This is a genomic window from Rhodopirellula europaea 6C (assembly GCF_000338295.1).
GTDB classification, from domain to species: domain Bacteria; phylum Planctomycetota; class Planctomycetia; order Pirellulales; family Pirellulaceae; genus Rhodopirellula; species Rhodopirellula europaea.
This window is the reverse complement of record NZ_ANMO01000095.1, coordinates 1-24202: the sequence shown is the minus strand read 5'-3', so window position 1 is coordinate 24202 and position 24202 is coordinate 1. Positions and strand designations below refer to the sequence as shown.

Sequence of the window (24202 nt, the reverse complement as noted above, 5' to 3'; positions counted from 1 at the left end):
GCGTGCCGCGATTGGACCTTCGGTAGCGTCGGTGGCGATGTTCGGTTGTGTCGAAGAACGCTTCATGCGATCTGTCCAAGGTTTCTCGTAACAAACGCGGAGCTGGGAGGGGAACGTCCCGGCTGAAAGGAATGATGGCTGACCAGCAGAGAGCCGCACGCCGGACAGCGACAAGCCTCGTCCATCCCTGCCGCATCACAAAGCTCCTGCCAAGTCTTGGCTTCCTGCACACTGCCATCGTATCCGCTGCCCAGTGCTTGATGCGCCTGAACCAGGTCAGAATGCTGATTGCCGCTGTACAGGCCAAAGCCTCGCACGCACTGGTAGCGACGCGGCGGGACATGCTCCAGCCAACGCATCAAGAAGGTGTCAGTTGGCAAAGAAGTCACACCTTGTCGTTTGCCATCGCCACCTTCGAGTTCACTGAGCCGGTACCGAAAGACAACCCGCCCATCACCTTCTTGAAGCAACCTGGAATTGCCGATGGGGCCGCCTCGCAAATAGCGTGCGAGATAAGTCACCACGCTGGCTCCGCCTTCGTATGCGTCAAACACTTTGACGTTCCACGCTTCGCTCAATCGATACAGCAACGCATACAGCTGGTTGATCGTCCAACCTGGAGGGAGCTTGATCTTGCCGTTTCGAAAGGCTTCTTTGAGCAGTGCCTTGAACTTCCCTCGGAACTTGGTCATCAGCACCTTGCGGGGCAGCAGGCACTTCTTTTTGGCTACGATCCAGGTTCCGTTTTCCGTCAGTCCGCCGGCGGTGACCAGGACATGCAGATGCACGTGCACGTCCAGTTTCTGGTTCCAGGTGTGCAGTGCGGCAAGGATGCCCGGTCTCGCACCCATATAGTCAACAGAGCCGAGCAACTGCATCAGTGACTGCGACGCGGCTTGGAAGAACACGTCGGCGAAGGCCCGCTTGTTGAATCGCCAGATGGGGTTGAGCGAATGCGGGATGGTGAAGATGAGGTGGTGATGGGGGACCGGCAGCAAGCGTGCTTTCCAGCCATCGAGCCACTTCTCGCGAGCGAGCCACGCGCACTTGGGGCAGCATCGGTGCGAGCACGAGTTGTAGGCGACCTGGTGGAAGTGCCCATGCGGGCAACTGTTGACGTGGCCTCCCATCTCGCGAGTGCGACAATGGGTGATGCACCACGCGGCCCGGTGCATATCACCACTGAGGGCACGTGACTTCGCAAGCCTCGGGAAGTGCTTTCGCATCAACTGTTGCAGGTCGAGAGGCACGGTCACAACCTATAAGAAAACTCGACGCTCAGGAACTTATACCACAGGCCAGTACAACGATATGCTTATCCCCGGTTGGTCCGGAGGTAAGTCGGATGGATGGGTGTTCTCACCGGTTGCGTTGTCCCGTCTCAGGTTCGCAGTCTCGGACTTATCGCTGGTTGGGAGGGACTTATCGCTGGTTGCGCTGCCCTCACCTAACGTGGTGGTGCAGCACGCCGATGTCAAGCAATTTTTGCGTTTGGGAACCTGTGCTCGCTGGGCGAACGCAACCTTTGCCAGCCAAAAGCTGGTTTTTGATTCGTCAGGGGCAACCGGGCAGAGTCCCAGGGGCGAATCAACTGGCTTCGATGAAACTGGCCGTTGGCCAGTCGTCCACCTTGGCCAATGGCCAAGCTCAACATAGCCAGCGGGCAACGCCACTGGTCTTGTGTTACGCCACCCGCACGCTTTGGCCAAAGGCCAAATTCATCCACTTCATCGGGCCTAGCGTATCCGTGATCAATCGCCTCACTCGGGAAACGTGTAGTCCGGGTTGGTTGGATCGAAATCGAGGTCGGTCAACGCCGGATTGATGACCAGATCGTGGTACTCGTACGATTCGATCAGGGGCGGCGTTTCGCCTTCGGACTCTGGCCAACCAAAGCTGCGGAAGCTGACGATCAGTTTCTGCTCTTCGTCGATCACGACTTCGGCCAACGAAAAGTCATCGGGTTGATCGGTGGGTTTCGAACGTTGGATTTGCAACAGCGTCAGCGATTTTCCGTCGAAGTCATGCCCTTCTGTGCGAGTCACGCGGACGTCGGGGTTATCGATGTCGCGTGAGCCACGTTCGATCAGCTTGCGAACCAAGTTGGTCAGCCCCAGTTCGGTGATTGGGTAGCGCTGACCCCGCATCGCCAGAAAGTTGGTTGGATCCAGTTTGGCGGTCATCATGCTGCCGATGAAACCTGCTTCGCGAACCAGCAGTTGTCCATCGTTTTGATCTTCGATCCAAATCACCTCCCGTCCTTTCGCGGACTCGGGTGTTTCGAATCGCAAGTAAGCACGCAGGCCTTGGCCGGGCTCGCCACCAACGTGTCGCGTTCGGATCTTCATGAACATCTCCGACGGTTCTTGCAGAACGCCGTTGCGGTCTTGTTCGTGTTTGATCATTCGCGTCGTGTAGCCGTCGACGTTGTCGATCAAGTGCTGGAGTGATTCCTCCGCCAGTTTCAAGACATCCTCCATGGGGACATCCGACGAAGCGATGTTCGTTTGGCCGTCTGATGTTTCACCTGATGCCGTTTGCTTGGATCCGACGACGGTCGGTGGAGTTGCCACGGAGGATGGTGATTGCTTGCCTCTGAGTATCCACCCCAAACCAATCCCGATTACTAAACACGATAGTCCAACCAAAAGCGATCGGCCTGGGCCGCGGGAAGGAGCGTTGGCATCGGACTCGGTTGATGCGGCAGAGTTGGACGCGGCAGAGTTCGGAGAAGATTCAGTGACCATGAGATCAGGAATTTGTGGAGGGCAAGAAAAAACCTCCCTGGATCCACCCGGCAAACGGGCCGGCCCAGAGAGGTTTGAAAGCAGTGTCGATTTCAATCATCTGGCGAGCAGGCGATCGAAACGAAAATCACTCAGAAGCCTTGGTTCATCTTGGCTTGCTGAGCTTGTCGAGCGGCCGCACCGATGGCTTGCAGCATGCCATCACCGATGACGAAGCGGCTGATTTGACCATTGGCAATGGCTTCGGAAACGATTCGCAGTTCGCCCGCGTCATCGGCTCGTGAAAGAGCGTCGATCATGGCGGCGATCGCGTCGTTGTTTTCGACCGATTGAGCGAACTGAAGGATCGGCATCAGGTTGACTTGAATTTGCATCAACGTGTTGCCTGATGGAGCCACTGGAGTGGCTTCTGAATCGATCAATTGTTTCATCAAAGGCAGGCTGTCGTCACCCAGTGCAACGTAGATTGCTTTGGGGCCCGTTCCGATGTGAACGCGAACTTGTTCGCCAAAGATCTTGCGAACTTCGTCTTCGTCAGCGGGCACGTCGGCTTCCACCAAGTGCATGTTGACGCCTTTGTAGTTGTTGACGTCGAACTCGAAACGAGGTGCGTCGCCACGGCCTTGGACTTTTGCAGCGACGTCTTTGACGATGCTAGCTGCTTCTCCGCCATCGGATACAAACGCACCCAGAGCGAATTGAAGTTTGTTGGCGTCGGTCAGCAACAGAGCACCGAAGTCCGATTTGCCTTCTTTGGCCGAATCCATCATCAGTTCCACCACACGGCGGATCATGTCCGTCGCTTCGGCTTGCTCGGATTCACTCAGCTTGTCGGTTTGGCTCAAGGCCGAACCCAACATTTGCATCGCGCCGTCGACGCTGGTTTGTGCTTGTTCAAGAGCTTCGGGGCCGATCGAGCTGGCGAAGTGAACATAGCCAGCCGCATCGTCGCGAACGACGCTGCTGTAAGCCGATGGAATGGGCTTTTGTCCGTCGTACATGCGAGCCAGCTTGGAACCTGGGACGGCGGTGAATTCCGTTTCCAACAACACGCGACGATTGGCGGAATCGATGTCGATTCCAATCATCAGTTCTTTGGTTTGATCGATGACTTGTTCGAGTTGTTCGATCGATTGGGCAGCGTATTCCATTGCGGCTTCGTCGCCGTTTTGTTGCTGCTTCATCGCTTGGTCAAATCCTTGGCGAATTTGTCCAATCAAAGCGTCGCGCATTGGCGGTGGGACTTGTTGAACGTCCAACCGAACCGCGATGTCGTATTCAGCTCCCATTTCGCTGATCAGGGCCGATGGGTCGGCGGGAGCACGGTCCAAAACGGCGCGGTTGCGAGCCAGGACTGCCCAGTTACCAACCTGGCGAATGAACACTGTGTTGGCACCGATGGCGATCACCATTGTGCCGTCGTCCAGCTCGTCGGCAGGACCGACTTGAGCTTCCATGCGTTTGAGCACGGTTTTGACATTCGATGTTGGCAGCAAGGCGATGGGTTCGGGTGCACCGTCAATCAATGGCACGACAATGCCAACGGGCTGGGATGTGTCGAGACCTTGTGTGAAGGTTCCGGCCATCATGGCGAACATACCGCCCAATTGTGGTTGGCCGATCGCACCACTGAAGTAGTTCAGGTCGCGAGTCAATTGATCAATGCTGCCCAGCGTGACCACGACGACTGGTTCAGTGGATTGTCCCGCAACGGCACTGCCGCCACCGGGAATCAGTTTTTCTTGAGCCGTCACCGAAGTGAACGGTGATGCGATACCCGCAATAGCGACCAGAGCGGCCAACGCGAACGTGGCAACTCGGGAAACGCCTGGGCGGGCGGGTTGGAAACGGGCGTACGACAATCTCACGGGTGCGTCCTTTGTCGGATCAAATTGGAAATTGAAAGGCAAGAGCTTCAACTGTAAGGCCGTGTCATCTCAAGAACAGGGCGCCTACGAAGAAAGGTACCCAGGCGGATTCGCCGAAGTTTCAGCAATGTTGGCAATTTAGGCGAGATTCTTTTCGGATAATTTCGCGTCGCCGTGGCTGCCCGGATCGTCGACTCCCGCCGCGATCTCGGCTTCGTCGTCCGCTTCCTCCTGGATTTCCCGCTCCAATCGAGCGATCGCGAGCCGGATCAATCGCGTTTCCCGACGAGCGACCGCCAATTCAGCTTGCAGCCGTTCGATTTGGCGTTTCTTGTCGGTTTTGAACAGCCGCGTTGCGACGCCCAAGATCACCAGGGCCCGAAACCCTTTTAGAGCGGTGCCTCGCAAGCGATAGGCCCGCGCGAGCTTTGCAATTTGCGGGATTTTCGCGAGCTTCGCCAACCGGGTTCCGCGAACCGCTTGCATCGATCGCAAGAAAGAGAAAAACGGCAGCAAGATGATCGCGAGATCGACCCAGTTCTGGCGGATGTAGTGGATCTTTTTCTCGGCGATGGAAACCATCAGGATGAATTCAGCCGCGAAAGCGAACCAGATCACGCCGGTGCCGACGTGCAATGCGATTCGCAGCCATTGATGCTGAGCGACTTGTTCTTTGAGAAAGAATTCCGTGACCAACACGGGCAAGATCAGCAACGCGATGCCAATCATGGGAACGCTGAAGTGTTGAGCTAAACGGCGACGCAGTCGTTTGTTGGTGCGTTGCCATGACATGACCGGCAACCAAAGCTGACCGTGCATTTCGTAGCTGCGAGCACACATCCGCAGCGACGGGCAAATGCAGAACATCAACGTGAAGAAGTGAAACCATCGCATCGAGCGAGACTTCGGCCGGATGATCCAGTGATAGATGGATTCGATGATCACGATCGGCCAAATGGCAGCCATCGAAAGAATGGCGAGTCGTTCGAACCACATCCCTAAGTAGGTGGAATCAACCCGGAGGACGTAATCTTCCGCGTGAGCTTGGGTGGTCGTTTCGCGAAGATTGGGGACGTCGACCCACATCACAATCAAGATCGCTTGGCACACCAAGAACCACACGGAAATCGCAAACATCCACGGCGCCGTGATGCGTGCGATTTTGGTGTGAATGGGGGAGTGCAAATGCGAGGTCATGAAGTGCGGATGCCACCAGCGAAGACTTGCCATACGGAACTGGCGGCCTCGACATCATTTTTCGCGGCCGCTGCACGACCATAAACGATTCGGTTGTAAGCATCGACGACCTGGATCGCAGATTGACCCAGCGTGGGGAATTGCACCGCGACTCGTCGAACAAATTCGGACGGAGTTTCATCCGGCGATCGTTCGACACCCTGTTCGCGGCACCAAGCTTCCAAGGCTTGGAAAGTCACCACCACCACCTTGCGCGGATCGGGATCGCCCACCGGATTGCGGAACGATGAGAACGGTCGCGGCGGCGTCTCGGGTTGGAGCTTCTTCGGGGAAGGTTGTTGCGCGGTCGTTTCTCGATCTTCCTCCGCAAACAGGCTGTCCCACCACGCCATGATGGCGTCCAAGTTGCGAAAGATGAAAATCGCGATGAATGCAAACAAACCAAGGAAGATCAACCATTTCAGCATTCCCGCGATGGTGCTGAACACGCCACTCAGTGGAGGCGAACGGTCCGGTGGCGGCTTGGACCGAGCCGAAAGTGGTTCCTTCTGCTGATTCGAGTTCTGGTTTTGGTTCTCTGATGGCGGCCGGGACTGCTCGTTGTTTTGTTTCGATTGATCAGATTCTTGCTTGGATTGTTCAGCGGATTCGTTCTTGGACGATTGAAATTCGTTCGCCGAGTCGGATTCAGCGTTCGAGGAATCTTGTTCGCCGCTTTTCGAATCATCGCCTGCGGAGTTGGATGCGTCCGATTTGGATGCGTCCGATTTGGATTCGCTTCCTGGACTCGAATCGGAAGAGGATTCGTTTGCTGATTGAGGGGACTGGTTTTGCTGCGATTGGCTTTGCGACGGTTGGCTGTTTTGCTCGGTCTTTGTTTGTTGTTGGTTGCCTGAGTTCTTGGAGTCGCTGGACGTCGATTGACTTTTAGAGTTGTTCTTTTCACCGCCAGCAGGTTGATCGCTGCCGGGGTCTTGTCCTTTTCCCTGTTTCTTTCCGCCAGGGTCACTTCCTGCCGGTCCGTCTTCGCGATTGCCCTTTTGCCCGCCCGCTTTTGCCCCGGATTGAGTTTCGCCGCTGGGCGATCCGTCCGGACCGGTCTCAGATGATTTGGCGTCGTTTTCGTCACTGATCTCCGCTCCTTCATCACCCCAGCCATATTCGCTGGCGGACAACGGCGATCGGTTGGTGAGGAACTCAGGTGCCTTTAGCGACGCAATTGCTTTGCCGGGCAGTGGAGCGACGTAGGCGATCATCAAAATCAGCCCGATGATGACGATGCCGCCGGCGAGCCAAGCGATCGTTGCATCCAGAGGCATTTCCGTTTGGCGTTGCCGCAGATAACGACGAAGGTTCAGAAACGATGTCACGACCAACAGCGACAACGCAGAGAACAGATACAGCGTCAGCAGGATTCTGGCGAGGTTCCACGATTTGGAATCACCGCCAAGAAAGAACTGGCCCAGGCCAAACAGCGGCAATGCACCGAGTGCCAACCACAACACCGTTCGACCAGGTTGATGGCCGGCGGCAGGATTCTTTTTGGTCCGTTTGGATTTGGCCGACGCATCTGTGTCGTCCGATTTCGGTTTGGATGGTGAGGCCGCGGTTTGGTGTTGCTGCCGCCGAAGCTTGAGAAACGACAAACCACTGTCGACCAAACCTTGGCCACTGCTGTCGATGGAATCATCCACGATTGTGCAATCGTGAACGATTTTGTCGGCCAAATATCCGACGATCCACACGATCCCAATCGAAAAGATCGGGTCACCGACGTACGCGACCAAGACGTAGACCGTCGCGAGACCGAGCGCGATCGCGTACAGAGACGAGTACTGACGGTCATTTTCGATGGTGATTCGAGCGACCGCGGTGGCTCCCATCGAGTACATCAGCATCGTCCACACCAACGCGCCCGAGTATCCACCCGAATACAGGACGATGCACAAGAAGCTCGCCAGGCTGAACAGCATCACGAAGATCAGCACCGGCGCGATCGCGATGGCGGCGTAGTCGGCGGCGGTGTGATGCAGTCGGCTCAAGAAGATGCCGTTTTGCTAGCTGGCCTGCCCGTGCGCGGCGTCACCGGCTTCGTTGGGATGCGATTGTTTCCATCGCCGCATGGCAGGTTCAATCGTACTCATTGGAACCCAACGCTGCCGAGTCTTTGAGCTCTGCACCAGCGTTTCGGGAGAGATTTTCCCCCGGTCGATGCGAAGCAATAACTCGGGTTCGCTAATTGGACCGATCCGTTTTGTCGTATGAAACCATCCGTGGCTCATGTAATACCATTGGGCACTCATATGCTCCTCCACTGGGTTGCGGAACTCCCTTTATCTTAGTGATTTTGTCACATCGATTACAGCTGATTTCGGGGTGATTCTTACGCGTCAAGGGTGGTGAGTATGCCTCTATGGGGGCGATTTTTGCGTGCGCCCAGCCACCGAAAACCGTCTTGTGACAACGGTGATGAAACCAGTACTTTGGCGTTGGACGGTCCAAGGTGGATGCCGTTGATACCCGCCGAATCAACCACTCAGATTGGTGGTGGTTTTCACGAAAACTGGTTTTTAAGTGATGGGGCAAGGCGAAACGAACGCTCGAACGACATGGCGGAACGACTTTGGTCGCGACGTGTGGCGACCTTTCTGCGATCCTTTCGCAATCGCGGTTTGGCGATGTTTGGTTGGTTTCGTGGTTTGCAGTTTTGGCGTGACAGACGCCCTCGCGCAAACCAGCGAAAAAATCGTCGTTTTGCCGCGTTTTGGCACTCCTTCGTGTGAATTGAATGAGTCAGTCATACGATTCCGAATCGAAAGCGAAGTGGACTCGACGGATGACGAATCCACCTCCGTCGACGGCCCCGTTGGTCAATTGACTTTGTCGGGACGACTGGACATCCGATCCGCCGACACAAATGACTTGATCGGGCAAGTTGCCATTTCGCCAGACACGGTTTCAGAACCGATCACGATCACCCAACCAGGAATCTATGACGTGCAAATGCGCGTCCCACGAGATCATTCCGGTTGGCAACGTTGGCTGCGATTGGATTCGCTGACCGAAAGCGACGCGACTGATGTTGTTCGCAGTTGGACAGTCGTTGCCTTGCCCGAGAACAAGCCCACAGAAGCAGCATCCAACAAAAGCAACGTCGGCAAAAGCAACGCTGGCAAGCTTGCCGCGAAGAAGATTCCGACGCGTCAAGTGATGACGCATGTCGATGTGCCCACGTTGCGATCATGGTGCTCAACCGCGACAGCGGAAGCGTCCGAAGAGGAACGCTCGCTGTTGAGTTGGAAATGGCGAAGTGAAGGTGCACCGCTTTCTCAAGACGCAATGATCTGGCAAGCACGTTTGAAGTGCGTGAAACGGGAAATCAAAGCTATCCGTGAACAGGGCGTGGATGGTATTGTGTTGCCGATCGCAACCGTATCGCCGAGCGATCCATCAGAAACAGAGACAAACGATTTTCATCCGACGGACGACGCGTTGCTCGTTCGTTTAGCCGCCGAAGAAATGGTCCAAGCGGACGGCCAGGTTTGGCTGGAACCACCGCGTTTGCCATGTGGTGCGCCGGTGGACGAACTGGTGGGAATTTGGAATCAGTTTTGGGGTGATGGCCGAGCGACAGGTTTTGTCGTGCGATGGCAATCGGACACGATTCATTGCCGGCAATGTGGGCATCATCATGGAACCGATGCCTTGCTGCCGATCATCGCCGACTTGAATGATCAGCATTTGATCTTGGTCGAGAACGCGACCGCGGATTCTTCTTCGACCGAGGATGCAAATCAAATCGCCGCGGAAGTTCCTTCGCTGCAACAAGCACTCACTGAGATTCGCAGTTCCCAATCGGAGCGGGCGATCGGACAAGTTTGGCTTCTGCGAGATCAGCGACGACAGCCCCCACCGCGTTTGAGCAGTCACTTCCAAGTCGTTGATGGTGGAGCCTTCGGTCCAGCGGACGCGGTTTGGTTGGGGCATCGAAAATCCGCAACGACAGAGCTGTCCTCCTCTTTCAGTCACGATGCAGCGTTGACGGAAGAGATGGACGAGCAATGGATCCGATGGTGGGACGGAGTTTCAGCATCGGGCAAGCAATCCAGCGTTTTGTCAGCATCACGATTCGTGCTGGCGGATCTGGAAATGCTCGACACATCCAGCGGAGTTGCCGCATGTCATGCATGGAAAAACTGGAGCGATGAGCTGTCGTTGGTTTCCGCCGAAGCGTCCGCAGGCAAACAGAAATCGATCGATGGTTTGGTGACAGTAGCGACGCATTCCGCCAGCCAATCGTTGGTACTGGTCAATCGTGCACCGTGGTCAATGAGCATCACGCTCACCACAACGGAAGCAACGAATTGGTCAAAAGATGCGGGTGACGATGCCGGTCGTCTGACGCTGACGGTGCCCGAGCAAACACCGCTGGGAGCGAGATTGAAATTGCCACCAGGTCAGATGGTGATTTGCCGGAGCGAGTCGCCGCTGCCTCGCAATTTGGCGTGGACGGGTTACGTATCCGACCCCGCCACGATGATTCCGCGAATCACCGAACAAGTCACGATGGTGGTCGAGCATGTTGGTTTGCTGAGTGAGCTGGATCGGTTGCCTCGATCATTGAACGTCACCCCTGAAGCAAACGATACTCAGGGCGCGCCCGCGAGATCTTCCATTGATCGTTGGAATCCCGGTCGTGTGATTCAAGCCAGCACCACTTTGTTGCGTTCGCCAAAGCCATCGGCGCCGCAGCCCAAACTCAAGACCCCCGAGTCCTTGCTCACCAACGGTGGTTTCGAACAAAAAAGTCTGACGGATGCGAGTACGCGGTTGGGCATTCCCAATTGGATGCACGCTCAGCATCCCGCCGATGCGGTCAAACTCGATCCTCGATCCGCGTTCCGTGGCGAACAAAGCGTTCGATTGGCTGCGCGTGATTCGTCGGGAACTCAGGCTTGGTTGATCAGCAAAAACATTGCCACTCCAAACGCCGGACGCGTCGCGATCTCGATGGCACTAAGAGGTTTTCGCGAACCGAGCAAAGAAGTTGCCAAGCCGAGCGAGAGCACTTCGCCGATTGGCAATCCGGTTTCGCGGAATTCCGCGTGGGCTCAAGCAAACCAGCCCGGAACCGGCAATTTAGCTCGCACAAATGCGAATGAGAAACAATCCAACACGCTGACGTTGCGGGTCGCTTTGGAAGGCTCGCTCGACGGACAACCATGCCGTCATTCTCGCGAGGTCGAGGTGCCGGTCGATGGCAAGTGGCAAGACTCAACCGTGGTCCTGGAGTGGTTGAACATCGATGTTGAGAACACGCGGGACTTGCGAGTGACGATCGACAATTTGTCGGACGGAATCATTTGGGTGGATGACGTTTTTGTGACGGACTGGTTCGCCAGCCGTTCCGAACGAGCTGAGATTCAAAGCTTGGCTTATCTGGCTGTCCAAGGATTGCAGCGTGATGACATCAAAGCACCCGCCCAGCTGTTGAACCAGTTTTGGGCCAAGCAGTTGCTTCAATTTGCCAAGCGTCGATCGACGGATCCCCGACGCGCTGAGGTGAACCGACCTTTGGTTGAGCCGGGGTTCAGCGGAGCGACCGCGACAACGGTTTCGGCCACCCCCCGCACGTTCGGAGCCGCCGACCGTGGAGCATCTTTGGCGGCGGTCAACACAGCGGGTTTGTCAGCGACTTCACCATTGTTCAATAACATGCCGGCCCAAAAACCGGATGGTGAACGCCCCCCCGTTGAACCGGCGAATTCGCCACCTGTGGTGGATTCGCCCATGCAGAACAATGGTGTAACCGACAGAATTCGCAACTGGTTACCGCAGTCGTTAAGATTTTGAGTCCTACTTGATCAGTCGAACGCCCTTCCGAGGTTTGGCTTATGTCCCAATCGCATCGATCAGAAACTGCGAACGCTAAGAAGAGCAGTCGGTCATCCCTTCGTTTTTGGGGGCGACTCGTCGCCGTGGTGTTAGCCGTGACTTTGGTCGTTGGCGGGATGGTGAGTTATTGGGCCGTGTGGCAATCGCGACAGGTGCCTGATTTCTACAAGCGGGCGTTCAATCAATCTGATCAAGCGATGCAGGTCGCCAGGAATCAGCTGCAGTTCGATGTCGAACAATTGCAGTCTGATCTTTCGCGACGTGGTTCTTGGAACGCTTCGTTCAGCGAAGACGAAATCAACGCTTGGTTGTCCGATCAGTTGCCGGAACGTTTTGATCGATTGTCAAAACGTGGCGTTCGCGAACCAGCCATTGCGATCGAAGACGGACAAATTCTGGCTGCCGTTCGTTATCAGTCATCACGTTGGGACACGGTGGTGTCTTGCCGGTTGTCGGTGGAGATGACCGAAGAACCCAACCTGCTGGCCATTCACTTGTCAGATCTCAAAGCTGGCGCGCTTCCGCTGCCACTCGAACCGTTTGTTCGTCGTATCAGTCGTGAGGCCGCTCTGGGGGATTTGGATATTCGTTGGGACTTCACCGAGGATGGACCGATCGCTTTGGTGCATATCCCACCAGAAGACCCGCACTACGCCTTTGCACCCTTGGTCATCGAGCTGGTGAGTTTGACCGCCGGACGCTTGCGATTGTCTGGCCAAGCCGGCCAATTGGCGCAGGATTTCTACTCACCTCGTGGTCCACTGCATCGGTTTGTGTCGTTTCGCAAACAGACACAACCTTCGAATGAAACAGAAAACGAAACCACCAAATCGCAAAGCAAACCGACGGATGGTCGTTCAGCTTCCGCAGACGTCGAGCTTGAACAAAGCTCCGACGAAGAGCTCATGACAAGCGACCGGGGCTTCGATCAGCGTCACGCTGATTCTGGTGCCTCGGGAACGAAGGCATCCGGTCAACGTTGGATGGTCAGAAAGCCATCCCACACAACGCCCGCCATCTTGCGGACTCGTTCAGACGAATCGCTGTCGCAGTTCCAGTGATCACGCTGGAAGGTGAGTTGGAACTTTTGCATCTTGCTTGACGAGACTGAGTCGACGACCCGTTCCAATTCGACACTCGTGCGGAACACAGCCCGTTCCGCGGCGGTCTCCAGTGCGGCAGTGACCACTCGATGCGTTCCGCGTGCGATCTGAGTGACGCTGCCTCGATTGTTGGAAATGGGACCTTCGTAATCCAAGTATCGACGGCGATGGTCCGGCAACCAAGTCATCGGAATCTGATGATCGGTTCTCAGTTTCGCAAAGTTCAGGTCGATGACCGGAGTCGCGAACGTCCATAGCTCGCCACCGTCTGTAACTTCGAACATCCAATCAAGGTGATCACCACGAGAGACGGTGTCGTTCGTCAATGAATGTTCGGTCGCGGGTTGTGGAACACGGTGATGCAACACGACGCATCGCAACGGGATTGCTGTGTCCGATCGTGTTGAGCTTTCCGTGGAGGGGCTCACGACAACGGAGGCAATTGGTGACCCATCTTTTCGCGTTTCGTTTCCAAGTAGCGAACGTTGTGTTCGTTGGTTGGTGGAACGATCGGCACTTGGTCAACAACTTTCAGGTCAAAGCCACGAAGATTGAACGCTTTCGTTTTCTTCGGGTTGTTTGTGAGCAAGCGGACCTCCGACAAACCGAGGTCTTTTAGGATTTGCAGTCCGACGCCGTAGTCACGCATGTCGGCTTTGAATCCGAGTGCGTGGTTGGCTTCGACGGTGTCCATGCCTTTGTCTTGCAATGCGTAGGCACGAATCTTTTGTGCCAAACCAATTCCGCGACCTTCCTGCGGCAAGTAGATCAACGCACCACGGCCTTCGCGGCTGATCATGTCCAATGCCATGTGAAGTTGGTCGCCGCAATCGCAACGCAGCGACTGGATCAAATCGCCGGTGAAGCAACTGCTGTGCATTCGAACCAGTGGTGGTGTGCCGGGAGCGGTCAGGTCACCAAACACGATCGCGATTGGTTCTTGTGCTTCGTAGTTGACTTCGTAAACGATGATTTCAAAGTCGCCGTATCGGGTCGGCAATTCCGACGTGGCGGCGCGGCTGACGAGTTTCTCGCTGACGCGTCGATGTGCGATCAAGTGTTCGATGCTGATGATCTTCAGATCGTGTTGTTTGGCCAGTCGAGCCAGGTCGTCGCGGGAGGCGCGGTCGCCGGTTTCGTTCAGCACCTCGCACAGAACACCAACGGGAGCCAGCCCGGCCATGCGAGAGAGGTCGATCGCGGCTTCGGTGTGTCCGGCGCGACGCAGCACGCCGCCTTCTTTGGCCAGCAACGGGTACACGTGACCGGGACGCACGAAGTCTTCTTGGGTGGCTTCTGAGTCGGTCAAACGACGGATGGTCTCGCTGCGTTCCGCCGCCGTGATTCCCGTTTTCGCCGTTGCGATGTCGATCGGCGTCATGAAAGCCGTCTGCAGCGGGGCGTTGTTTTGCGGCACGACTGGGGTCAATTCCAAGCGTTTGCAGACTTCCGGCAGGACCGAAACACACAACTGTCCACGCCCACCGAGGATGAAATTGATTAACTCCGGCGTGGCTTTTTCGCCCGCACAAATGAAGTCACCTTCGTTTTCACGGTCTTCCGCGTCGATCACGATGATGACTTCGCCTCGCGCAATGGCTTCGACGGCTTCGGGAATCGTGTTCAACTCAATCGAGGATGACATATTGGGCAGATCAGGTCGGCGATGGGGGGAAGGTGGAAGCCACTGCGTCGAAATGGCAATGACTCGGCAATGGACCTAGCTCTATTATACGTGTTGTGCAAACCTCGCCTACGGACCCAAATATGACGCAGATGACTTCTTCAATCCGTCGCTCGACCTCATTGGTGCATTTACGGGGGGCCGTCCCACGGAAGTGCTCGATGCGGAAACTTCTGCTGGCTCAAGTGGGTGGCTTGGTTGCCTGGGGATTGGTTCTGGCATCCACTCCGGCTTGGTCCGCGGATGGTGGAAATGCGGATCCCGTGGCTGAAGCCGCCACCGAAAAGAACACGACCGACCCGGTACCCGCCGTTCAAACCAGCGACGCAGTGGAAGACCCGGGCCAGTCCGTCGAAGTGCGGCAATTTCTCGATCTTCGATACAGCGAGTCAGACGGAACCGCCGGATTGTTTGACTTGCACATTCCGGTATCTGACCAGCACACGATCACGACCAGCGATGCCGGTGAAGTCATCGTGGAAGGTGAGCCTCGGCCGGCGGTGTTGATGATTCACGGTGGCGGTTGGGCGATCGGTGACAAGTGGACTCTGCGAGCGTATTGCGATCGGCTGGCCCAGTTGGGCTTTATCGTGGTCAACATGAATTATCGATTGGCACCACAGCACCAATTCCCTCGGCAGGTTGACGATGTTCGGCAGGTCCTGCTGCAATTGGTGGAGCATGCTGACGATTGGAAAATCGATTTGAGCCGCGTTGGCATGTTTGGCTATTCCGCGGGAGGCCACCTGTCGGCGTTGATTGGAGTGTTGGGAAACGAAGAACGCTCCACGCAAATGCTGGCCAGCGAGTGGCCACGCGACGACCCACGCTGGGAACTCTTGCCACCCATCGCCGCGGTGTGTGCCGGTGGTCCTCCGTGTGACTTCCGAATCGTTCCCGATGACAACGCGGGGTTGAGCTACTTTTTGGGTGGCACACCGCGGGAAGTCCCGAACAACTACGTGGCAGCTTCGCCGACCGCGCACGTGTCACCGGGCGATCCGCCGACGCAGTTGATTCACGGCGAAAAGGATTTGTTGGTGCCGATTGAGAACAGCGAAAAATTCGCGGCTGCGTTGATGGAAGCTGGTGTCGCGGTCTCGCTGACTGTGGTTGAGAACCAAGGGCACATGATGACCTTGTTTCATCCGAAGACGAAACAACACATTAAAGACTTCTTCACCAAACACCTTCTGCAGCGTTAGTTTGCCAATCGGCAAAGTTGTCTTATCCGAGTTGGTTGTGATCAGCCCAAGACGGCCAAGGCAACGGCCAGGGTCAGCAACGCCGCGCCGGACAAACGCGTCAACAGGAGTTTGCCGCTGAGGTTGGCTTCGTCACCGCCCCAAATTTTCGCGGCCGCATAAGCGAGCAGCACACCCCATAGGCCACGAAGCGAATAGACAACGTTGAGTCGCGCCGCATCGCCGAACAGCGAGACCGCGATGGTGATGCAGAACGCTTGGCTGGCCAGCAAAATGACGGCCGGAACCATCAGCTTCCAGTTGCCGTTGGAAACGACCGGTTTCCAACGAACCCAAGGCAAAGCCAGCAACGACAAACCCGCGACGATCACGAACACGGCAGGCAGGAACCGTGTTGATCCCCAATCGGGAGACCAGCGTTGGACCAAGATGTCAAACGTGGCGTAGCAGCACGCCGCCGAAAGAGCGAGCAGAATCGTCAGTCCGATTCGCCTTGGGTGATGTTGTCCCGTCCACTGGATCAGAGCGATGCCGGTCGCGGCCAGCAACGCCGCACCCCATATCGCACTGGGGACTCCGTTGGCCGATGACAATGCAAGCAGGCAGGTGACAAAGACGACCTTCACGCCGAACACCGGCGTTGCGATCGACACGTCCCCGACTTCCACGGCGGTGAACGTCAATAGCAACCCCATCATGAACAGCACTGCCACGATGGCGGGTTGCCACCAATTCAGCCAATACGTCTCCGGTCCGTCGAACAACCACAGCAAGGACATCAAACCGGCGCTGCCCATGTTCACGCAGAACAACAACGCGACTTGGCCCACGCCATCGGGGCGGACGTCGGATCGGCTGACTCGTTTGACAAAGATCAGGCCGCACACGAAGAGGATGCTGGCCAGCAAAGGAAGTAATAGGTGCATGGCGGAAACGATACCGCTCGTCGCCCCGACGCGATAGTTGAAACGCGGGGCTGAGCTCTTGATTCGATCGCATGGATGTGGCAGGTCACCATATCGCTGACCTTCAGTTTCAAGTGCGTCCTGTTTGGGCGAAATTTGCCGGCGTTCTTGTGCTGTCGAGATTCCCGACGAGAATTCAGGGGGATGGTATCCGCTCCTGTGATATTGGCCTAAGAATCGCACGGTGTTAATCATTGGCCGCGAAGCGAATTGCAGGTATTCCCTGACTTGCTGCGACTTCCTAAATTTTCGTTCTGCTCAAACACTTCGTATGGAAAAGAACACCGACCTGACCAGCGACGATCAACGCACCCGGGATGACACCGGTGCGGATTCGGAAGCGACCGTTGTGGTCGGGGAGTCATCGTTTTTGCTCAGTGCAATCGACGCACCCCAAATTTGGTCCGCTCGTCAGATTCAGGGGCATGTTGGCGGCTACGAATTGGTGCGAGAGATTGGCCGCGGCGGGTTTGGAATCGTTTACCTCGCGCATGATCAGAAACTCAAACGTGATGTGGCGATCAAAATTGCTCGTCCCGAAGTTGTCCGTGACAAGGTTGCGGTTCGGCGATTTCAGGAGGAAGCTCAATCTGCCGCTCGCTTGGATCATCCCGGCATCATTTCGATCTACGACTGTGGTGTACAAGACGATTTGCACTACTACGTGATGCCCTATCTGACCGGGCAACACTTGGGCGATTGGTTGGCTGGGCTATCTGCTCCGATGTCTGAATCGCAAGCGGCCGAGTTGATGATTCAGATTGCAAACGCCGTTCAGTATGGTCATGAGTCGGGGATCATCCATCGAGATCTCAAGCCGCAGAACATCCTGATGCAGCAAACCTCCAGCGGCGAATTGCGAAAGCCAGTGGTGTTAGATTTTGGGTTGTGTGCACACACGGATTCGACCGTCGCCACGACGACTCGAATCGCGGGCACGCCTCGCTACATTGCGCCTGAACAAGCCATGTTTGGCAATCGTCAAATCACACCGAAGAGCGATATCTATTCGCTCGGCGTGATGCTGTATCAGATGCTGACGGGGACCACGCCTTTAGCACCGGAAAGTTTTGCCGAAGCGGTCCTGATGCTGCATCACACTTCAATCGAAGGTCCGCAAAAACATCGACCGAATTTGTCCAATGCGATGCAGGCGATCTGTTTGAAGTGTCTGAGACGTGATCCGGATCTGCGTTATGAATCAGCCTCAGCTTTAGCCGCCGATTTACAACGTTTGATCGATGGTGAACCCATTGAGGCGAAGAGTCCCGGACTGATGGAACGTTTTGGGTACGAGCTGTACCATGGATCCCTGGCGAAGGTTTTTGGTTGGGCCGTCATCGGCATCAACTTCTTTATTTGGGCTTGGGCCGCGATCGGCGCGATCTTCGTTTGGCAGCGACATTTGCATGTCCCCGGTCTGGCGGAGTCGCTGCCGGAGTTCATCTTCTTTGTCGTGTTGGTGGTCATGCCTTTCCACCTGCTGGGTGCTCACGCCGGATACATGATGATTTGCAAGACCAAAAACTATCGATGGTTGGCATTCATGAGCGCCATCTCGTTGGTTTGGTCCATAGTTCAGGCGACCAACTTGTTCAGCGACGGGACCACGCTGAGACTCTACGAGGGGAGAGTGGTGGCGACGACCCTCGTGTTTCTGGTGATTGCGCCCGCGTTCTTTGCTCAAAGCTGCATGCTCGCTGCGGGAGCCTGGACCGCTTGGCGTCGAAATCGAGCTAGCGTTTGATGGAAAACTCGATTTCGTTCTGGCCATACTTCTTGCCGTGAACGTCCTCCATCGTCAAACGCAACCGATAGCTTCCCGGTTCCAAGGACTCAGGCAAGTACATCTGGTAGGCGATGAAGTAGTCACGAAGTTTGTTCTTTGAAAGCTGTTTGTCGACGGGCAACGATTGGCTAGCGACTCTGCGTCCTGAATCGTCAAGCAGATCGTAGCTGCCCTGCAACATGGTTTCGAAGCCTTCTTTGCCGGCATCGCTGCTCCGCTTGGCCACAAAGTTCTCAATCTCGCAGTACAAGATGACTTGTTGACCGGGATCAAACTGCCGTTTCGGAAACGGTTTGACTTGGCCGTACGCTTCGATCTCGGTGCAGAATTCCAAGGCGCGAACATCAAGTGAATCGGTAGCCGCCGCGAGGAACTCGGTCGCTTGACGAATTTGCGGAAGTGCCGAGCTGAAGCGTCGCGATGAAACGGGGTGCCCATTCGGATCGATGATGGTCCAAAGGCCGAGCAATTGATGACGCAGGTACTCTTGTTCTTGCGTGGTCAAACCTTCCAGTTTGTCGACCGCACGATCTGGGTCACCGGACAGAACCATCAAGTGACGCTTGATGATTTGGCGGCGTTGTTTCTGAGCCTCTGATTCGTTTGGTTCGGCTTGTCCCAGTCGCTTCAGCAGAGCGTCATAAAGTTCGGAGTCGCTGAGCGATTCAACGTTTGCCGCTGGAGCAACCGCGGACGATGCTGGCGTCTTGGGCAGTTCGGTTGCCGAGACTTGTTGGACTTTGACGACGTTGCCATTGTCGGTCGTTGTTTCAATGTGGTCCGACAGAGTGTGTGTGGCTTCCGGTGTGGCAGCGGTCTTGTCAGAGAAGTTCCATGACGCGGGTGCCTCGGACTGTGACGATGAGTCCTCGGTGTCGTTCATGCTGAACGACTCTTCGTCGAAGATGTCTTCGAGAACTTGATCGGTGAAGTTGAACTCAGAGATTGGCTGAGCTGCTTGGGCCACGTTGTTGGTCGCAGATTCCAATGGTGATGCGGGTGCACCGGGTTCGTTTGCTGCGATTGTGTCGGACGCGGGCTCGAGGGAAGTCTTGGGATGGTACTCCGCCGCGATCCGTTGTGGTGTCAGGCCTCGGTCGACCACTTCGTCGGGAAGTGCTGGCAGCGAATCCAATGACGCTTCCAAAATGTCATCGATGCTGGCGGGTTGGTTGGTTGGTTTTGCCTTCTTGTAAGACATCGCCATCAGACGGCGGATCGCTTCACGCTGCACTTCAGGAGGGTGATTCTTCAGCGCGTCTTGGATCATGCTGACGTCAACGCCCGCATAAGTGTCCGGTGAGCTGGCTTCTTTCGCGGCGGGGTGGTTCTTCGGTTGAGCGGCTCGGTTCGCGTTTGCGATTGACGGTGAATCGCTGACGTAACTGACCTGCCGAGTTGCAGCGCCGAGTTGATTTGACGACATGTCGTCTGAACCGGGTGCCGGGGCGGTCGCCTGCCTGGACTCAGGTTGCGCAGTGTTTGCATTGGGCGCGGATGTCGATCCCGAATCTTTTCGTGTGATCGGAGTCTTCGCGGTTGCGAGTCGTTGCGGGACTTCTTCCAGGAGCGTCTCGGGTGTCGCGTCTTCGCCCGAGATGAAAATGTCCGATGGTCCCTGATTGGCGTGCCTTTCGAGACTGGACCTGCCGTTCAGCGGTGAGAACAATCGCGAACGATGGCATCCCAGGCTGGTGAGTCCGGCGGCCAACAAGGCAACAGCCAATCCCGAGCGTGTCAGCGACGATGGTCGCAAGGACCATTCGGTGAACGTGTGCGGGAGGAGGAGACGTGGCGAGGACATGACGAACCTGGCATCGGAGACGGGGGACAATCGACCGGCCAGACGCTACGAAATGAATGCCGTCGGGAACAACGTCAATTTGAATGAGCAATTCTTCAAGGATTCCTTGAAAATCCAGCGATTCCCTGAATTCTCCCCCCAATCGAGCTTGTCCATTTGAAGCATGTCGGTAGGATTCAGCGAAGATCGTTGATCGATTGTGGACGCACCCGACCCTCGCGTTGTTGCTAGCAAATGGTCAACGTCGGAGCCTATGCCGACGGATGGGCATGATGGATGAGCATTTCACGTGAACATGTTTCCTTGCTGCTCCCCTCAGGAGGGGATCGAATGAACAGTCGAGTGTTGTTGGTAGCGTTTGTCTTTTTGGGTGCAGCCCTTGGTTCGTCTGCGAAAGCGGATTGGACTCAGACTGTGTTTCCAGTGAAAAAGCACGACTTCGGGACCGTCGCGGTAGCGTCGAAGACGGAATTTCGATTCCCGGTCGTCAACACGTTCACTTCGGATCTTCACATCCGGTCTGTCCGTGAGAGCTGTGGTTGCACCACGGCGATCATCGAAACCGCGACGATTGCTCCCGGCCAATCGGGTTCCATCTTGGCTCGGTTCAACACCCCCACGTTTCGCGGCAAAAAAGGCGCGACGTTGACGGTCGTGATCGACAAACCTTTCTACAGCGAAATCCAATTGCGAGTGGATGGTTACATCCGCAGCGACATGGTGTTTCACCCCGGTGCAATTGAATTGGGAACGATCAACCAAGGCGAACCGAAATCGGGATCGACCAAGTTGTTCTACGCCGGCCGAAGCGATTGGCAGGTTGTTGACGTCCGATCGAACACACCTTGGTTGGTTCCATCCTTCAAACAAACCGAACGCGGTGCCGGCAAAGCCAACTACGAATTGTCTGTCCAAGTTCGCGAAGACGCTCCCGAAGGCTACTTCCAAGACGAGCTGATTGTTCAAACCAACGACCGCAGCATGCCGAACGTTCCTTTGCGTGTGATCGGCACCGTCGAATCGGCTCTGTCGATCGCCCCGCAATCCATCGCCGTCGGAACAATCAAACAGGGAGACAGTGTCTCGCAACGTTTGGCTATCCGAGGTCGCAAGCCATTCGCGATCGAGTCGATCGAATGCGAAGGTTGGAAAGTGGAATTCTCGGCCAGCGAAGATGAGCGAATGATCCACATGGTCGACCTGACATTGACCGCTGACTCCGCTCGAGGCAATCAACGAGTTCCCATGGTGATTCGCACTCGTGGCGAAAACGCCGTGACCGCGAAAGCCATCGTGACGGCGAACATCGCCGCAGAACAAGTCGCTCAGGCTCAGTAGCAGCGCAAGCTCGAGAAATGTCGGGCCCGTCAGCTGCGAAGCAAAACAAAAAGCCTGCGATCGGAAAGTTTCGATCGCAGGCTTTTTTCATGCGTTCAACGAACGTCTTGCCAAGAACCGTCCGCGAGTCATCACTCGGTTGTTGCCCCAGCTTCGACGGGCAGCAGTTGCACGGCGTCCAGGATTACGAACCCGGACGTGTCAGCATTCGTGATACGGATGATGGTCTCGGTCTCGGCCGATAGAGCAACGGTGCCGATGGAGCGGAAGTGTTTTCCGGATGGCATCGGGATGGTCTGGTCCACGTGGAAGGACACTTGTTCGTCACCGCTGGAGATCGTGAGAGGAACGTTCTTTGATCGGCTCTCGTGAGCCGAGTATGCCATCAACACTTGATACCGTCCTGACTTGGGGACTCTGAAGTGAAACGTGGCGGTCGTGTTCCCGTCGCCCTTCGCTCGAGAGTCTTTCTCGCCGCAGTAGAGATAGCCCGTTCCGATGTGAGGTTTGAAGTTTGTCGAGCGTGACCAGTGGCCGGTTCGTTTCGCTTGCGAATCATCGAGCACGATTCCCGGCAACGAATTTTTGTCGATTGACTCGCTCTGAGTCGCGGGTTCTGGCACTTCTGGAAGTTGCAAAACCTGACCTTGTTCGATGAGACGCTTGCGAAGCTTTTCGTAAGCCAGATCCTGGACAGGCAAATCCGCATCCGCCGCTAGCGCCGCGGCGACACCGGCGCCTTGGCCGATTGCCATCCAAGCTCCTTCGATTCGCAATGATGAGATCCCGACGTGCGTGCAAGATAGCGCGACCGGCACCAACAGGTTGTCGCACTGTTCCTTACGCGGCAGGATCGATCGGTAGGGAACATGATAGGCGTAGCCTTGTTTGGGATTCGTTCTTCGGACGGGAAAGATTGTCCCTTCATTGATCACGCCACCGCCTGGAAGTGCAATCCGTTGGCAATCATGCGAGTCGATTGGAAACGACGAGATCGCGATCGGATCCACTTTCTCAGGAGTTTCGAGGATGTCCTTTTGGCTGATGACATACTGCCCCTTCATTCTGCGAGATTCGCGGACGTAGAGGGCAGGCGAGAAGTGGTCGTGACTGGCGAATTCGTCTTTGCATAGTCCGAGCTTCGCGTATCGTTCCCGCATCGACTTTGGTACGGCAGGGTCGGTGGTCAGAAAGTGATAGAACTCAAGCGTGTACTGTTTATGTGCTTCCCAGATCTCTTTTCGTCCAGCTTCATCGGCGGCGTGCCAGTCGTTTCCACCGCCAATCAAACCGATGGAAAATTGACCGCCGATTGAGTTGTTTCCGTCGAGTTTGTTCCCGGGCAGCGGATACAGGTCGAAGCCGATACGAGTTTCACCAGCTTGGATCGCCCGACGGACAATCTCGAACCTGGCCGGGTCGTAGTTGGTTGGTTTGGGCATCGGAACCCGGTTGTCAGCTTCCTTGGTCAGGCACAGCCGAAAGCTGTAGGTCATGACATTCTTGTCACCGACGTTTTCATCACCGATATCAGTCGCGGTGATCAGCGGAAGCGGTTTGCCTTGATCGTCGAAGCCGTTGATGTTCATTCTCGGCTTTGGCGTTTGTTTGCCTGCTAAAGACTCGCTGTATTCCTCGCGTCCTTCTCTGCCGATGGTCCAATCGACTCCCGCGGCGGCCATCAGATCGCCTTCGTAGGTGCCGTCCACGAAGACCTTGGCAGTGAAGATTTCATTCGCCGTGCTCAATGAAGTGATGCGTGGCCCATCCTTCGTGACCGATTGCAGAGCACGCTTTGTCTGGACCGTGACCCCGGCTTCGTCCAGCATTTGCATGGTCACGCGCATGGCCACATGTGGTTCGAACGTCCACCGCGATTGGTCTTTCTTGGCCGGGTTGTACGGTGCTGGCAAACCACGGTCGGTGTAATCCTTCACGATGCGTGTGTGCCACTCATCAAACAACCCTATCAGCGTGCTGCGAACCATTTGGTTGGAGTCGCAGTGACTCAAGCCACCCGTGTTCAAACCGCCAACATGATCGGTCGGTTCGAGCAAGATGACCGAGGCTCCCTCGCGAGCGGCAGCGATCGCGGCACAGAATCCGCCGGGAGTCGAGCCGTAGACGATCACATCTGCCGACGTTTCATGCGAAGGTTTGCCGTTGGTTTCCGGCTTGGCTGCTTGGGCGGGAAACGTTGCGAGGAGCGTTTGGAAGCCAATCGCAGCGACAGCGAGGAAAATTCGGAAATCAGGAAGCGGATCTGGGCGGTTTGACATGGGGCTTTCCTTGGGGCAGGCTCGCTTCGAGCTGGTCTCAGGACTTTGTGCTCGGTTCGGAATGGATCCAGAGCCGAATTCCTGGGGAACACGCGTGACCAGTCACGGAGCGACGGTTAGGTGCGGTTCATGAAATGTAGCACCGGATGGAGCCGTCGGTGGCACGCCTCGGGTTTTCAATTCGACGGGCTTGGAAGCCCATCGTACGGCGAGCACGAGCACGAGCACGAGCACGAGCACGAGCACGAGCACGAGCACGAGCACGAGCACGAGCACGAGCACGAGCACGAGCACGAGCACGAGCACGAGCACGAGCACGAGCACGAGC

The 24202-nt window shown here is 56.0% G+C and carries 17 protein-coding genes; 5 read left to right on the top strand and 12 right to left on the bottom strand.

All coding sequences use genetic code 11. The features are described 5' to 3' along the window. Positions 1-62: 62 nt before the first annotated feature. The 6 genes from RE6C_RS08270 to RE6C_RS08240 all read right to left on the bottom strand — a co-directional run bounded on the left by RE6C_RS08270 (position 63) and on the right by RE6C_RS08240 (position 8094). Positions 63-1250 (bottom strand): IS91 family transposase, encoded by a 1188-nt coding sequence (locus tag RE6C_RS08270; RefSeq protein WP_236618033.1) that lies wholly within the window; start codon positions 1248-1250, stop codon positions 63-65. A 510-nt stretch (positions 1251-1760) separates the two neighbouring features. Continuing rightward, positions 1761-2747: a DUF1571 domain-containing protein gene (locus RE6C_RS08260; protein ID WP_008655556.1), complete on the bottom strand. Its 987-nt coding sequence runs from the start codon at positions 2745-2747 to the stop codon at positions 1761-1763. 131 nt (positions 2748-2878) lie between these two features. Next, complete coding sequence (locus tag RE6C_RS08255) at positions 2879-4666, bottom strand: hypothetical protein (RefSeq protein WP_008655555.1); 1788 nt, start codon at positions 4664-4666, stop codon at positions 2879-2881. An 87-nt stretch (positions 4667-4753) separates the two neighbouring features. Beyond that, positions 4754-5812, bottom strand: a complete 1059-nt coding sequence (locus RE6C_RS08250; protein ID WP_008655553.1) for a hypothetical protein — start codon at positions 5810-5812, stop codon at positions 4754-4756. After that, a complete protein-coding gene (locus RE6C_RS08245; protein ID WP_008655550.1) occupies positions 5809-7854 on the bottom strand; it encodes a DUF4129 domain-containing protein in 2046 nt (681 codons plus the stop codon). The genes RE6C_RS08250 and RE6C_RS08245 overlap by 4 nt, the downstream gene beginning before the upstream one ends. A gap of 15 nt (positions 7855-7869) precedes the next feature. Continuing rightward, positions 7870-8094, bottom strand: coding sequence for a hypothetical protein (locus tag RE6C_RS08240; RefSeq protein ID WP_007324422.1), 225 nt, complete (start codon positions 8092-8094; stop codon positions 7870-7872). A 430-nt stretch (positions 8095-8524) separates the two neighbouring features. Here RE6C_RS08240 and RE6C_RS08230 point away from each other — a divergent pair, with 430 nt between their 5' ends. Together RE6C_RS08230 and RE6C_RS08225 are read left to right on the top strand one after the other, a co-directional pair. Continuing rightward, on the top strand, positions 8525-11665 hold the full coding sequence (locus RE6C_RS08230; protein WP_236618030.1) for a hypothetical protein: 3141 nt from the start codon (positions 8525-8527) through the stop codon (positions 11663-11665). Between the two features lie 41 nt (positions 11666-11706). Then, complete coding sequence (locus tag RE6C_RS08225; RefSeq protein WP_008655544.1) at positions 11707-12768, top strand: hypothetical protein; 1062 nt, start codon at positions 11707-11709, stop codon at positions 12766-12768. On the opposite strand, the gene RE6C_RS08220 is transcribed toward RE6C_RS08225, so the two are convergent. Both RE6C_RS08220 and RE6C_RS08215 read right to left on the bottom strand, forming a co-directional pair. Beyond that, positions 12681-13136, bottom strand: a complete 456-nt coding sequence (locus RE6C_RS08220; RefSeq protein ID WP_236618029.1) for a hypothetical protein — start codon at positions 13134-13136, stop codon at positions 12681-12683. The two genes, RE6C_RS08225 and RE6C_RS08220, sit on opposite strands and share 88 nt — an antisense overlap. Positions 13137-13234: 98 nt before the next feature. Next, positions 13235-14455 carry a bifunctional 3,4-dihydroxy-2-butanone-4-phosphate synthase/GTP cyclohydrolase II gene (locus RE6C_RS08215; RefSeq protein ID WP_008655542.1) on the bottom strand — a complete coding sequence of 407 codons (1221 nt, stop codon included), beginning with the start codon at positions 14453-14455 and terminating at the stop codon, positions 13235-13237. A gap of 200 nt (positions 14456-14655) precedes the next feature. Here RE6C_RS08215 and RE6C_RS08210 point away from each other — a divergent pair, with 200 nt between their 5' ends. Next, positions 14656-15699, top strand: coding sequence for an alpha/beta hydrolase (locus RE6C_RS08210; protein WP_008655540.1), 1044 nt, complete (start codon positions 14656-14658; stop codon positions 15697-15699). A gap of 41 nt (positions 15700-15740) precedes the next feature. Here the strand turns inward: RE6C_RS08210 and RE6C_RS08205 are convergent, their stop codons facing one another. After that, complete coding sequence (locus tag RE6C_RS08205; protein ID WP_039961586.1) at positions 15741-16625, bottom strand: DMT family transporter; 885 nt, start codon at positions 16623-16625, stop codon at positions 15741-15743. A gap of 310 nt (positions 16626-16935) precedes the next feature. On the opposite strand from RE6C_RS08205, the gene RE6C_RS08200 reads away from it, so the two are divergent. Beyond that, entirely contained in the window at positions 16936-18411 is a 1476-nt protein-coding gene (locus RE6C_RS08200; RefSeq protein WP_008655537.1) for a serine/threonine-protein kinase, read from the top strand. On the opposite strand, the gene RE6C_RS08195 is transcribed toward RE6C_RS08200, so the two are convergent. Beyond that, positions 18401-20209: a hypothetical protein gene (locus RE6C_RS08195; protein ID WP_039961584.1), complete on the bottom strand. Its 1809-nt coding sequence runs from the start codon at positions 20207-20209 to the stop codon at positions 18401-18403. The genes RE6C_RS08200 and RE6C_RS08195 overlap by 11 nt on opposite strands. 378 nt (positions 20210-20587) lie before the next feature. On the opposite strand from RE6C_RS08195, the gene RE6C_RS08190 reads away from it, so the two are divergent. Beyond that, on the top strand, positions 20588-21595 hold the full coding sequence (locus RE6C_RS08190) for a DUF1573 domain-containing protein (protein ID WP_008655535.1): 1008 nt from the start codon (positions 20588-20590) through the stop codon (positions 21593-21595). A 131-nt stretch (positions 21596-21726) separates the two neighbouring features. Here RE6C_RS08190 and RE6C_RS08185 read toward each other — a convergent pair whose 3' ends face one another. Together RE6C_RS08185 and RE6C_RS32425 are read right to left on the bottom strand one after the other, a co-directional pair. Continuing rightward, positions 21727-23874: an FAD-dependent oxidoreductase gene (locus tag RE6C_RS08185; protein ID WP_008655531.1), complete on the bottom strand. Its 2148-nt coding sequence runs from the start codon at positions 23872-23874 to the stop codon at positions 21727-21729. A gap of 102 nt (positions 23875-23976) precedes the next feature. Continuing rightward, the coding region (locus tag RE6C_RS32425) for a hypothetical protein (protein WP_201766873.1) at positions 23977-24202 on the bottom strand (226 nt) is incomplete at its 5' end.